Raw genomic sequence first — 13,125 nt, forward strand, 5'->3', positions numbered from 1 at the left:
CGCGGCCGCGGCGCCTGCGCACGGGCCGGGGCGGCGTCGGCACACGGCGCCGTCACACCGCGCGAGCCGGCCCCACCCCCGGTTCCCCCTAAAGTCTGCCCCCGGGAGTCCGTCGAAAGCTTGACGTTTCTGTGACTCGCCCCCGTGTTTACTACAGTTAACCCCTGAGAAGCGTAGTCACCGCACCAATGGAGGACATGTTCGTGAAGGCCCTGAAGTCGACCGCCCGCCGCGGGGGCGTCATCTGCGCGACCGCTCTGACCGCGCTGGCGCTGGCATCCTGCTCGGCAGGCCAGATCACCCAGACGTCCAGCCAGGTCGCCGCCGTCGACGGCGCCTCCGCCGACGCCGAGGACGGCTCCGTTGCCGTCCGCGACGTCACCGTCGTCGTCGACGGTGCGGGCAACGCCAACCTGAAGTTCGTCGCGGTCAACCAGGACACCTCCCAGGCGGACCACCGCCTCGAGGCCGTCGAGGTCGACGGCCGGCAGGCCCCCGGCTTCCGCGCGGCCACCATCGAGTACCCGTGCTCGCTGGTCTCCGACACCGAGGCCGCCCACGACCGTAACGCCCAGGCCAAGGACGCCGGCTGCATCGACTACACCGAGACCGAGCTCGACGGCGACTACGCCGTCGCCGGCAACGTCGACGTGACCTTCAAGTTCGACTCCGGTGACATCACCGTGACCGCCACCGTCTCCGAGCAGCACCCGGAGGCCGGCCACTTCGAGCGCGGCACCGGCGACCCGGCGGACAACCACGAGTAGTCCTCTCTCACCTGCATGAGACCCCGGCTGCGGCCGGGGTCTTCTCGTGTCTGCGGGCGCGGCTGTTCGAACCCCGCGGACGCGCCTGTCACGCCCCTGCGCCACAATCGGGGGCATGGCCAAGAAACCCCGCGTCGAATACGTCTGCTCCGAGTGCGGTCACACCGCCCTGAAGTGGCTGGGCCGCTGCCCGGACTGCGGCTCCTGGGGCACCCTCGAGGAGCGCGCACCCCGACCCGCCGCCGGCGGGCGCAGCGGCGGCGGCTCCGCGGGGTCGGCGGGCGCCGCGGCGCTGACGCCGACCAGCCCCGCCAAGCCGATGAGCCGGATCTCGCCGACGGCCTCCTCGAGCGTCGCCACCGGCATCGGGGAACTCGACCGGGTGCTCGGCAGCGGCATCGTGCCCGGCTCAGTGGTGCTGCTGGCCGGAGAGCCCGGTGTGGGCAAGTCCACCCTGCTGCTCGAGGTCGCCGCCCGCTGGGCCCGCCAGCCCGACGCGGCCGGGAAGAAGCCGCGCACCGCCCTCTACGTCACCGCCGAGGAGTCCGCCGGGCAGGTCCGCCTGCGCGCCGAGCGCACCGGGGCCGTCGAGGAGAGCCTGTACCTGGCCGCCGAGTCCGACCTGGACACCATCTTCGGCCACGTCGAGCAGGTCAAACCCTCGCTGCTCATCGTCGACTCGGTGCAGACCATGCAGGCCACCGGCGTCGACGGCGTGGCCGGCGGCGTGGCCCAGTCGCGCGCGGTCACGGCCGCGCTGACCAGCCTGGCCAAGACCTCCGGCATCCCGGTGCTGCTCGTCGGCCACGTGACCAAGGACGGCAACGTCGCCGGCCCCCGCGTGCTCGAGCACCTCGTCGACGTCGTGCTCAGCTTCGAGGGCGACCGCCACTCCAGCCTGCGCATGCTGCGCGGGATGAAGAACCGCTTCGGCGCGACCGGCGAGGTCGGCTGCTTCGAGCAGACCTCCGACGGCATCCGCGAGGTGCCCGACCCCTCCGGGCTCTTCCTCTCCCACCGCGGCTCCACCCCGGACGGCTCGGCGGTCACGGTCGCCATGGACGGGGTGCGCCCGATGCTCGCCGAGGTGCAGTCGCTGGCGGTGACCACCCCGGCGAAGAACCCGCGGCGCGTGGTCACCGGCCTGGACGCCAACCGCGTGCCGATGGTGCTCGCCGTGCTCGCCGCCCGCGTCGGCCTGCCGACCCAGGACAAGGACGTCTACGTCGCCACCGTCGGCGGCGTGCGCATCGGCGAGCCGGCCACCGACCTGGCCGTGGCGCTGGCGACCGTCTCGACGATCCGGCGCAAGGCGCTCCCCGAGCGCACCGTGGCCATCGGGGAGGTCGGCCTGGCCGGCGAGCTGCGCCGGGTGCCCAACCTGGCCCGCCGGCTCGCCGAGGCCGCCCGGCTCGGCTACCGCACCGCCGTGGTGCCGGCCGGCGCACTCGACGGGGAGCGCCGCCCGGAGGGCATCGCGGTGCGCGAGGCGGCCACCCTGGCCGAGGCGATCACGGCCGCGGGGCTGGCCCCCAAGGGGGAGAGAAAGAAGTGAGGGCCGGCTAGCTCAGGTTGAACGGCTGGGCGGCCGAGGGGTTGTCGCCGAGCACCGCGTGCAGGTAGTAGCTGGCCGCCGGCACGGCCTGGCGGTCCGAGCACTTGTCGGGCTCGGAAGTGGTGCGCGACCAGACGGCCTCGAAGTGGCGCTCCTCGCCGGCCTTGAAGGTGGTGCGCCCCTCCTGCATCGGCTTGTTGCAGTCGATGTCGGACCACACGCGCGCGTTGGTGGCCATGTCGTAGACCTCGAAGCGCAGCGGGTTCTGGGCGAGGTCGATCTCGCAGTCGGCGTCGGTCGGGTTGGCCACCGTCATGTAGAAGGTCGGCTGGGTGCCGTCCGAGTAGCCCGGGCGGTCCGTCTGGGCGGTCACGCGCAGGTCGGACAGCTCGCAGGTGCGCTTGCCGTTGGAGGCGACCGTCTCGGACTCCTTGGGCTCCTTCGAGGAGCTCGCGGACTCGGACTCCTTCTCCTTGTCCTTGTCCGTGGACTTCTCGGACTCCTTCGCGGAGGTGGTCTCCGGGGCGGGGGCCTCCCAGGAGTTGGTCTCGGAGCTGAAGACCGGGTCGGTCTTCTTCTCCTCGTCGCCGCCGGAGCAGGACACGGCCAGCCAGATCAGCAGAGCCACGACCACGAGCAGCGCGACGATCGCCGCGATGCGGCGGCGGAGGTAGATCTCTTGGGGCAGTCGCCGACGGTTCTTGGAGCTCACGCCTCCAGTCTATGGCGCACCCGTCGCCGGGCCGGTCAGCCCGGTCGCGGGCGTGTCCCCCACCGCCGGCGCCCGCACCCGGCGCGCCACGCGCACCGGACGGGGCGTCGTCAAGCGGTCAGGCCTCGACGCCGTGCGCCTCGACGACCTCGAGCCCGGAGTCGCTGAGCAGGTAGCGCAGGCCGACGACACCGAGGCGGTTCTCGGCGATGAGCTCGTCGAGGCCCTCGACGCGGTGGTGCAGCTGGTCGACCACGGCGGAGACGTGCGCGCGCTCATAGTCGGCGGGGTCGGTCCTGCCCTGGGCACGCGAGGTCATCAGCGCCGGGGCGACCTTCTCGACGAGCGTGCGCTGCCAGCCGCCGGGCACCTCGCCCTCCTCGACCGCACCGCGGGCGGCGGCGACGGCCCCGCAGCTCTCGTGGCCGAGGACCACGAGCAGGTCGACGCCGAGGCCGCGCACGGCGAACTCGATGGAGCCGAGCACCGCGGAGTCGAGGATCTCGCCGGCGGTGCGCACGACGAACAGGTCGCCGAGGCCGCAGTCGAAGACGAGCTCGACGGGCACGCGCGAGTCGGAGCAGGCGAGCACCACGGCACGCGGGGCCTGCCCGGAGCGCAGCGCGTAGCGGCGCTCGGTGTCGGCGTGGGGGTGCTCGGAGATGTGGTCGCGGAAACGGGCATTGCCCCTCTTGAGGGTCTCCCAGACGGCCTGGGGTTCGTGCGGGGTCTTGGTCATGGACATACCTCCATGATCGCACCGGGGGTGGCCGCCGATACACTCGAGCCGCGATGACCTCCCCCGACACCACCTTCCCCACCCCTGATCCGGCGGCGCTGCGCGCGCTGGTCGGCTGGTTCGCGGCCAACGGGCGGGACCTGCCGTGGCGTGCGGAGGACACGAGCGCGTGGGGGGTGCTGCTCTCCGAGGTGATGAGCCAGCAGACCCCCGTCGCCCGCGTGGCCCCGGTGTGGCGCGAGTGGATGGGGCGCTGGCCCACCCCGGCCGACTTCGCCGCGGCGGGACGTGCCGAGGTACTGCGCGCCTGGGGCCGGCTGGGCTACCCGCGCCGGGCGCTGCGTCTGCACGAGTGCGCGGCCGCGATCGTGGAGCGCCACGGCGGGGAGGTCCCCGCCGGCGTCGCGGAGCTCGAGGATCTGCCGGGCATCGGCACCTACACCGCCCGCGCGGTGGCCTGCTTCCACTTCGGCGCGAACGTCCCCGTGGTCGACACCAACGTCCGCCGCGTGCACCGCCGCCTTATCGAGGGCACGTACCTGCCCGGCCCGGCGCGCGCCGCGGACCTGCGCAAGGTCGCCGCGCTCCTGCCCGGCCCGCTTGCCGACGCCGCGCTGCCCGGCCGCGCGCGCACGCGTGACGTCGCCGCGCCGACGGCCGACGGGGACGGCTCCGCCGCCCCCGCGGCTGCCCCGCGGGAGGACGGACTGCGCGCGGAGCGGAAGGAAGCGGAACTGCCCGCGGGGCCGGAGATATCGGTGGCGCTGATGGAGCTGGGTGCCCTGGTGTGCACCGCCTCCTCCCCCGACTGCGACGTCTGCCCCGTGCGCCCCTGGTGCGCCTGGGTGGCCGCCGGCTCCCCGGAGCCGAGCGCCGAGGAGCTGGCCGGGGCGAAGAAGCGGGTGCAGAAGTTCGCGGGTACCGACCGGCAGGTGCGCGGCAAGATCATGGCCGTGCTGCGCGCGGCCGAGCACCCGGTGGACAAGGCGGAGATCGACGCCGTGTGGCCCGACGCCGCGCAGCGCTCGCGCTGCCTGTTCTCGCTGATCGAGGACGGGTTGGCCGAGCAGGACGCCGACGGCCGCTTCCGCCTGCCGGCCTGAGCGGCGCGGGCCCGCGCCTGTGACCGCACCCCTCCGTACCTCCGGATTTCTGCCGGTGAAACCCCTGTGGCCGCCATTCAAACCAGCTAATCTTTGCGCCATGTTCATGCACCTACGCAATCTTCGGCGCGCGACGGTGACGCTCGCGGCGTCGGCAATCGCGGCCGCCTGCCTGACCGCGCCCGCCCACGCCCAGTCCTCGACGCCGGACGCGCTGATCTCGGACCCGGCCGACCCGTTCTACTCCGCGCCGGCCGACGTGCCGCAGGTGCCGGGGACCGTCATCCGCGAGCAGCTCGCCCCGCACATGCTCAACCTCGCGGACCCGACCGCGCGCCAGCTCGGGCTCGACGAACCGCAGCTGCCCGGGCAGGCGCACCGGATGATGTACTCGTCGACCGACCGCGACGGGCGCCCGGTCGCGGTCACCGGCGTGGTCATCGAGCCCTCCGTGCCCTGGACCGGGGCCGGGCCGACCCCGACGCTGGTCATGGCCGCCGGCACGCGCGGGCAGGGCGACGCCTGCGCGCCGTCGAAGGGGCCGTGGCTGCTCGGTGCGGTCGACCCGCAGAACGGGGCCGCGGGCATCAACTACGAGCTGCCCGTGATGTACGCCGCGGCGATGCGCGGGATGCGCGTGGTCATGACGGACTACATGGGCCTGGGCACCGAGGGGCTGCACCACTACGTCCACCGCACCGAGCAGGCGCACGCGGTGCTCGACTCGGCACGCGCGGGGCTCGATCTGGTCGGCGCGCCCGCCGACTCCCCGGTGGCCTTCTACGGCTACTCGCAGGGCGGCGGGGCCGCGGCGGCCGCCGCCGAGGAGGCCGCGGGTTACGCGCCCGGGCTGAACGTCGCCGGCTCCTACGTCGGCGCTCCCCCGGCCGAGCTGACCAGCGTGCTCAGCGGGGTGGACGGCTCGACGATCGCGGGCGTGCTCGGCTACGCGGTCAACACCGCCACCGACGTCGACCCGGCCGTCGACGAGGCCTTCGACCGTCAGGCCTCCGCGCAGGCCCCGGCGGAGCTGCGCCGGCTGGCGAACGCCTGCATCGGCGACACCGCCCTGAGCTGGGCGTTCCGCCACTCCGCCGAGCTGATAGAGAGCGGGCGCCCGCTGTCCGAGGTGCTCGAGGAGGAGCCCGCGATCGGCGAGTACCTCAGCGAGCAGGCGCTCGGGCTGCACCCGATCAGCGCGCCGATGCTCGTGCTCAGCGGGCGCCACGACGACCTGATCCCGCACGCGCAGGCGCGCGGGATGGCCGTGGGCTACTGCGCAGCCGGCGGCACGGTGGACTTCCGCAACGACGGGCTGCCGGAGCTGCCGCCCAAGACGGGGCTCAACCACGCGATCCCGGTGTTCTCGCACGCGGGTCCGGCCCTGGACTGGGTGCAGGACCGGTTCAACGGGGTGCCGGCGGCGAGCAACTGCGACTCGCTTTTGGCCGGCGGGCCCGAGCAGGTCCTCGCCGTGCCCGGAGTGAGTTCTTAGCGGTCCCGGGGCAGGATGCCGGCAAAATGTGCACCAGGTTTTCGGCCAGCCGCCGTTTCCCCAGGTCGGATTTCGAGGCCGGCGAACTTGGTCTACATTTTGCCGCGGCTCAGGGACCGGGAGGACGCTACTTCTTCCAGCGGCCGCGGAAGTTCAGGCCGCCGGGCAGCTTGACGTAGATGCCGCCGCGGGAGTTGAAGGTGACCGGGCCGATGCGCTTGGACATCGAGGCGCCCGAGCCCGAGTAGTTGATCCAGCTGTCCTTGCCCATCTTCTGGCGCTTGCGGAAGGTGATGCCCATGGCGGAACTCCTGTTCGTCGAGGCCGGTTGTTGCCCTGATTTTAGCGCGTGACCACTCCCCCGCCCGGCGCGCGGGCCGGAGTGCTCGGGCCGCGCGGGCCGGACTGTTCGAGCCGGAGGAGCGCAGACTCAGCGCAGGCCGCGGAAACGGTTGACCGCCGCCATGATCTCGTGGCGGCGCGGCCGGGCGAAAAGACCCGGGTGCCCGCGGTAGGGCGCCACGGCGTCCAGGCCGTCGCGGTCCATGGTCGCCTCGACCTCGTCGACGGCCTCGGCCAGGGTGCGGGTGCCGTCGAGAAGCGGTTCCAGCTTGTCAATGACGTGGGCGATGCCGGTGGTCTGCGCCGGGTCCACGAGTTGCTCGGCCGGGCCGAGGTCGACGGAGTCCCTGCCGAGCCGGATGGTGGTGCGGCCCTTCGCGCCCGCGGGCTTTCGTCCACCGTGGCCCGGGCCGCCCTTGCCGCCCTTGCCCCGGCCGCCCTTGCCACGGGAGGGCTTGGCGGCGACCTTCAGCACCGGCGAACGGTCGGGCGCGGCAGAGTCGGCGCCGAAGACCTGGTCGGCTGCGGCCCCGGCACCGGCCTCCTCCCCCGCCAGCTCGTGGGCGCGGTCGGTGACGTCCGAGACCCGGTAGGAGTCCAGGGCGATGACGTGGTCGGCCACCCCGAAGAAGGCGCCTGAGCCGCTGGCGACCAGCACGGTGGAGACCCCGAGGCGCTCGTAGAGGGCGCGCACACGCTCCACGAACGGGGTGATCGGCTCCTTGTCCGGGCTGATCAGCGCACGCATCCGGGAGTCGCGGAGCATGAAGTTCGTCGCCGAGGTGTCCTCGTCGATCAGCAGCGTCGTGGCGCCGGTCTCGAGGGCCTCGACGAGGTTGGCCGCCTGCGAGGTCGACCCGGAGGCGTTGGTGGTGGAGAAGCTCACCGTGTCCTGGCCCGACGGCAGCCCGGAGATGAACGGCGAGATGTCCACGCCCGAGACCGCACGGCCGTCCTCGGCGCGCACGGAGACCGCGTCGGCCCGGGTGACCACCCACTCGCGCCCGTCGCCGGGGATGTGCGGGTAGACCCCGCGCTGGATGGCGCGCAGCAGCGTCGACTTGCCGTGGTAGCCGCCGCCGACGATCACGGTCACCCCGGCCGGCACGCCCATGCCGGCAAGCACCCGCCCCGAGGGCAGCGAGACCTCCCGGCGCAGGGTGTCCGGGGTGGCGAAGGGGACGGCGTCGGCGAGCGGCTGGTCGGAGTCGCCCGAGCGGCGCGGCAGCACCGCGCCGTCACCGACGAAGGCGACCAGGTCCTCGTCCGCCAGCCAGCGGCGCAGGAAGGCCACGTCGCGGGCGTGGGTGACCCACGCATCGAGCTCGGCGGCGGCGACGGGGCGCAGCGCGGCGTCGACGATCCCGGGCAGCGCGCCGGTCAGGGTGCCGGCGGCGGCGCGGCCGAGGATGCGGCGCCCGCGCGCGGGAAGTTGCACGGTGAAGCGCACCGTCGTCGACTCCGCGCCGAGGCGCACGGTGGTGCGCTCGAGGATCTCCTGGCCGGGGCGGCCGAAGGAGAGGTCGCGCTCGCGGGCGGCGGCGCGCACGAGGGCGCGGGTGAGGAAGTCCTCGGCGCCGATGAGGCCGGGGCGGTCCCCGGGGAGGCTCAGCCCGGAGACGGAGTCCGGGATCTCGAGGTGGGCCAGCGAGGCCGGGGCGTACGGGTCCGTCTGCGCGCGGTCGAGCACGAAGACGCAGCCTCCGCCCAGGTCATAGGCGGTGCCGGTGAGGTCGCGGTAGGCGCCGTAGGGCTTTCCGTCGAGGCGGTGCAGGTCGCGGGAGAGGTCGTCGAGGGTTCGCACGCCCCCGGTCTACCAGGTACGGAACCACCCGCGCCGCCGACCGCGGGCGTCGGAAATTCTTAGCCGACGAAATTTTTCCCCGAAAGAACGAACAGCGATTCGCCGGGCATTTAAACTTTCCCCAACGCGAACTTTTTGTGTCTCACACCACACACTGCGCCGCGCCCCGCGGCACACCCGAGCACACCCGCGCCACACCCGTGACCGGGCCGTTCCGCGTTGCCCCGGGCGCGAGCCGCCCACCGTCCCACGACGTCCCCGACGAAAGGACCCCCATGCGAAAGACCTCGTCACGCGCGGGCGCGGCCGCGGTGTTCACCGCCGGCCTGCTCGCCGCCTCCGTCTGCGCCGGCCCCGCACACGCGCAGTCCAGCGCACCCGAAGGCTCCTCGACGCCCAGCGGCGGCTCGTCCGCGCCCACCGGCTCGAGCGGCAACGAGATCCCCTCTGCGATCGGCGGCTCCTCCGACGCGCCGTGGGACATGGCCATCCGCACCGGCATCGCGGACCTGGCCGACCCGGAGGACATCGACCCCGACGGCTTCTACTCCTCGATCGACCCGAACCCGACCGGCGAGCCCGGCGAGGTGGTCAAGTCCCAGCCGTCCAGCTGGAACCTGCTGGTCGAGGGCGCGACCTGGGGCACCACCGCCGAGCGCATCGTCTACACCTCCCGCGACGCCAACGGCGAGCCCATCCCGGTCACCGGCACCCTGATCACCCCGGCCGTGCCGTGGGACGGCCCCGGCGAGCGGCCCGTGATGGTCCACGCCCCGGGCACCCAGGGCGCCGGCGACCAGTGCGCGCCCTCGAAGCTGCTGGCCAAGGGCAAGGAGTACGAGGCGATGGTGCAGGCGGCGATGCTCGGCCGCGGCTGGGCCGTCGCGATGCCCGACTACGAGGGCCTGGGCACGCCGGGATCGCACACGTACATGAACCGCGTCTCGCAGGCGCACACCACCCTGGACATGGGACGGGCCGCCCGCGCCAAGGGCTTCACCGGCCCGATGGCCATGTGGGGCTTCTCCCAGGGCGGCGGGGCCGTCGCCGCGGCCGCCGAGCTGCGCGCCGAGTACGCCCCGGACCTCGAGATCGCCGGCGCCTTCGCCGGGGCCGTGCCCGCGGACCTGGGCGAGGTGGCCAAGCACATCGACGGCTCCGCGCTGACGGCCGGCATCGCCTACACGCTCAACGGCTTCACGCGCACCTACCCGGAGACCCGCGAGGCCCGCGACGAGCTGGTCAGCGAGCAGGGCCAGAGCTTCCTCGAGCAGGCCGACCACGAGTGCGAGACGTCCTCGCTGTTCAAGTGGGGCTTCACGGGCACCGAGGCCGCCACGCAGTCCGGCGAGCCGGTGAGCGCCTACCTGGACGAGGAGCCGTGGAAGTCGGTGCTGGACAAGCAGCGCATCGGCACCATCGCCCCCGACATCCCCGTCTACGTCACCCACAACGTGCAGGACGACCTGGTCGGCATCGAGCAGGGCCGCCGGATGGTCGAGGACTGGTGTTCCAAGGGCGCGCAGGTGAACTACATCGAGCACGACGTCGGACCGGTCGCGCCGGTGGTCGACCACTCGATCCCGGACGCGCTCGAGCTGGGCACCGCCATCCCCTGGCTGGAGCAGGCCGTGCGCGGTGAGAACGTGGCGTTGACCTGCAACGCCTAGAAGAAGATTGACGACGCCCGCGGGGCGCACGGTGGCTGACCACTGTGCGCCCCGCGGGCGTCGTCAAGCGCGGGCGCGGGGCGCGCTCACGCGCACCCCCGCGGCGTCGGGAAGCGAACTACTGCTCGCGCTGCGGCTGCGCGCCGCCGGCGGGGCCGTCGCCCTCATCGCCCTTGTCGCCCTCATCGCCGGTCAGGCGGCCGGGCTCGGGGGTCTCGGGCAGGCGCTCGCCCGACTCGCGCAGCTTGTCCAGCTCCTCGTCGCTGACGGTGTCGGCCTCGGGCACGTCGCCGTCGGCGGCGTCCTCGACGTCCTTGACCGCCTCGGCGGTCTCGACGGCCATGTCACCGAAGTGCTCCTCGGGCAGCGGCTTCGGGTGCGGGGTGAAGGTGAAGGTCGCCTTGTCGGTGTCCTTCGACTCGCCGTCCCAGCCCTCGACGTCGACGTACACGATCTCGCCGGCGCCGAGCTCGCCGAAGAGGATCTTCTCGCTCATCGCGTCCTCGACCTCGCGCTGGATGGTGCGGCGCAGCGGGCGGGCACCCAGGACCGGGTCGAAGCCGCGCTGGGCGAGCAGGTTCTTGGCCTTCTCGGACAGCTCGATGCCCATGTCCTTCTCCTCGAGGGCCTTCTCGACGCGCCCGATGAGCAGCTCGACCATCTGCACGATCTGCTCGCGGGTCAGCTGGTGGAAGATGACCGTGTCGTCGATGCGGTTGAGGAACTCGGGGCGGAAGTGCTTCTTCAGCTCGTCGTTGACCTTCTGCTTCATCCGCTCGTAGCGGGCGGTGTCGTCGTCCTCGGTCTCGCCGGAGAAGCCCATTCCGACCGGCTTCGAGATGTCCTGGGTGCCCAGGTTCGAGGTGAAGATGAGCACCGTGTTCTTGAAGTCGACCACGCGGCCCTGACCGTCGGTGAGCCGGCCCTCCTCGAGGACCTGCAGCAGGGTGTTGTAGATCTCCTTGTGGGCCTTCTCGATCTCGTCGAAGAGGACCACGGAGAACGGCTTGCGGCGGACCTTCTCGGTGAGCTGGCCGCCCTCCTCGTAACCGACGTATCCGGGGGGAGCGCCGAAGAGGCGGGACGCGGTGAAGCGGTCGTGGAACTCGCCCATGTCGATCTGGATCAGGGCGTCCTCCTCGCCGAAGAGGAACTCGGCGAGCGCCTTCGACAGCTCGGTCTTGCCCACGCCGGAGGGGCCGGCGAAGATGAACGAGCCCGAGGGGCGCTTGGGGTCCTTCAGGCCGGCACGGGTGCGGCGGATCGCCCGGGAGACGGTCTTGACCGCCTCGTCCTGGCCGATGATGCGCTTGTGCAGCTCGTCCTCCATGTGCAGCAGGCGGGAGGACTCCTTCTCGGTCAGCTTGAACACCGGGATGCCGGTCCAGGAGCCGAGCACCTCGGCGATCTGCTCCTCACCGACCTCGGCGATCTCCTCGAGGTCGCCCGAGCGCCACTGCTTCTCCTTCTCGGAGCGCTCCTCGGTAAGGGTGCGCTCGTTGTCGCGCAGGCCGGCGGCCTTCTCGAAGTCCTGCGCGTCGATGGCCGCCTCCTTCTCGCGGCGCACCTCGGCGATCTGCTCGTCGACCTTGCGGATGGACTCCGGGGCGGTCATGTGCCGGATGCGCATGCGGGCACCGGCCTCGTCGATGAGGTCGACGGCCTTGTCCGGCAGGTAGCGGTCGTTGATGTAGCGGTCCGAGAGCCGGGCGGCGGCCTCCAGCGCCCCGTCGGTGATGGAGACGCGGTGGTGCGCCTCGTAGCGGTCGCGCAGGCCCTTGAGGATCTCCACGCTCAGCTCGACGCTGGGCTCGGGCACCTGGACGGGCTGGAAGCGGCGCTCCAGGGCGGCGTCCTTCTCGATGTGCTTGCGGTACTCGTCCAGCGTGGTGGCACCGATGGTCTGCAGCTCGCCGCGGGCCAGCTTCGGCTTGAGCAGGCTGGCCGCGTCGATCGCGCCCTCGGCGGCGCCGGCGCCGACGATGGTGTGGATCTCGTCGATGAACAGGATGATGTCGCCGCGCTGGTTGATCTCCTTGAGCACCTTCTTCAGGCGCTCCTCGAAGTCACCGCGGTAGCGGGAGCCGGCGACCAGGGAGCCGAGGTCCAGCGAGTAGAGCTGCTTGTCCTTCAGCGTCTCGGGCACCTTGCCGTTGACGATGTCGAGGGCCAGGCCCTCGGCGACGGCGGTCTTGCCCACGCCGGGCTCGCCGATGAGCACCGGGTTGTTCTTGGTGCGCCGCGAGAGGACCTGCATGACGCGCTCGATCTCCTTCTCGCGCCCCACGACCGGGTCCAGCTTGCCGTCCTTGGCGGCCTGGGTCAGGTTGCGGCCGAACTGGTCGAGCACCAGCGAGTTGGAGCGCTCGCCGGCCTGCCCGCCGCGGCCGCCCCCGCCGGGGCCGCTGGCCGCGCCGGCGCCCGTCAGGCCCGGGGAGCCGCCGCCCTGCTGGCCGGAGCCGCCGCCCTGCTGACCGCCCTCGTAACCGGAGAGCAGCTGGATGACCTGCTGGCGCACGCGCGGCAGGTCGGCGCCCAGCTTGACCAGCACCTGGGCCGCCACGCCCTCGCCCTCGCGGATGAGGCCGAGCAGCAGGAACTCGGTGCCGATGTACTTGTGGCCCATCTGCAGGCCCTCACGCAGGGAGAGCTCGAGGACCTTCTTGGCGCGCGGGGTAAACGGGATGTGCCCGGTGTGCGGCTGGGAGCCGTGACCGATGATCTCCTCGACCTCGCGGCGGACGTCGTCCAGCGAGATCCCCATCGACTCGAGGGCCTTGGCGGCCACGCCCTCACCCTCGTGGATGAGGCCGAGCAGGATGTGCTCGGTGCCGATGTAGTTGTGGTTGAGCATCCGCGCCTCTTCCTGCGCGAGGACGATGACGCGGCGTGCGCGGTCGGTGAAACGCTCGAACATGTTGCCCCTAAACTTCTGCCG

Annotated in this window: 10 protein-coding genes; 5 read left to right on the plus strand and 5 right to left on the minus strand. The window is 72.5% G+C overall.

Annotated features, from left to right (window positions below; genetic code table 11):
• Nucleotides 1–188 precede the first annotated feature (188 nt).
• A complete protein-coding gene (locus tag CFRA_RS10055; RefSeq protein WP_075664538.1) occupies nucleotides 189–767 on the plus strand; it encodes a hypothetical protein in 579 nt (192 codons plus the stop codon).
• A 115-nt stretch (nucleotides 768–882) separates the two neighbouring features.
• Nucleotides 883–2,322, plus strand: coding sequence for a DNA repair protein RadA (gene radA / locus CFRA_RS10060; protein ID WP_075664539.1), 1,440 nt, complete (start codon nucleotides 883–885; stop codon nucleotides 2,320–2,322).
• A gap of 7 nt (nucleotides 2,323–2,329) precedes the next feature.
• On the opposite strand, the gene CFRA_RS10065 is transcribed toward radA, so the two are convergent.
• A complete protein-coding gene (locus tag CFRA_RS10065) occupies nucleotides 2,330–3,034 on the minus strand; it encodes a hypothetical protein (RefSeq protein WP_075664540.1) in 705 nt (234 codons plus the stop codon).
• A 118-nt stretch (nucleotides 3,035–3,152) separates the two neighbouring features.
• Nucleotides 3,153–3,779, minus strand: a complete 627-nt coding sequence (locus CFRA_RS10070) for a carbonic anhydrase (protein ID WP_075664541.1) — start codon at nucleotides 3,777–3,779, stop codon at nucleotides 3,153–3,155.
• Between the two features lie 47 nt (nucleotides 3,780–3,826).
• Between CFRA_RS10070 and CFRA_RS11485 the strand changes: the two genes are divergently transcribed.
• Together CFRA_RS11485 and CFRA_RS10085 are read left to right on the plus strand one after the other, a co-directional pair.
• The gene (locus tag CFRA_RS11485; RefSeq protein ID WP_083666957.1) at nucleotides 3,827–4,876 is read left to right on the plus strand and encodes an HhH-GPD family protein; all 1,050 of its coding nucleotides are present in this window, start codon (nucleotides 3,827–3,829) and stop codon (nucleotides 4,874–4,876) included.
• Nucleotides 4,877–4,976: 100 nt separating this feature from the next.
• Nucleotides 4,977–6,371, plus strand: a complete 1,395-nt coding sequence (locus tag CFRA_RS10085) for a lipase family protein (protein ID WP_075664542.1) — start codon at nucleotides 4,977–4,979, stop codon at nucleotides 6,369–6,371.
• A 127-nt stretch (nucleotides 6,372–6,498) separates the two neighbouring features.
• On the opposite strand, the gene CFRA_RS11630 is transcribed toward CFRA_RS10085, so the two are convergent.
• Together CFRA_RS11630 and CFRA_RS10095 are read right to left on the minus strand one after the other, a co-directional pair.
• Nucleotides 6,499–6,672 carry a DUF4236 domain-containing protein gene (locus tag CFRA_RS11630; protein ID WP_075664543.1) on the minus strand — a complete coding sequence of 58 codons (174 nt, stop codon included), beginning with the start codon at nucleotides 6,670–6,672 and terminating at the stop codon, nucleotides 6,499–6,501.
• 129 nt (nucleotides 6,673–6,801) lie between these two features.
• Nucleotides 6,802–8,517: an ABC-ATPase domain-containing protein gene (locus CFRA_RS10095; protein WP_075664544.1), complete on the minus strand. Its 1,716-nt coding sequence runs from the start codon at nucleotides 8,515–8,517 to the stop codon at nucleotides 6,802–6,804.
• Between the two features lie 275 nt (nucleotides 8,518–8,792).
• On the opposite strand from CFRA_RS10095, the gene CFRA_RS10100 reads away from it, so the two are divergent.
• Nucleotides 8,793–10,187 (plus strand): lipase family protein, encoded by a 1,395-nt coding sequence (locus CFRA_RS10100; protein WP_083666959.1) that lies wholly within the window; start codon nucleotides 8,793–8,795, stop codon nucleotides 10,185–10,187.
• A 118-nt stretch (nucleotides 10,188–10,305) separates the two neighbouring features.
• Here CFRA_RS10100 and CFRA_RS10105 read toward each other — a convergent pair whose 3' ends face one another.
• On the minus strand, nucleotides 10,306–13,104 hold the full coding sequence (locus CFRA_RS10105) for an ATP-dependent Clp protease ATP-binding subunit (protein ID WP_075664545.1): 2,799 nt from the start codon (nucleotides 13,102–13,104) through the stop codon (nucleotides 10,306–10,308).
• Between the last annotated feature and the right edge of the window lie 21 nt (nucleotides 13,105–13,125).

It is taken from the genome of Corynebacterium frankenforstense DSM 45800 (assembly GCF_001941485.1).
Taxonomy (GTDB): Bacteria; Actinomycetota; Actinomycetes; order Mycobacteriales; family Mycobacteriaceae; genus Corynebacterium; species Corynebacterium frankenforstense.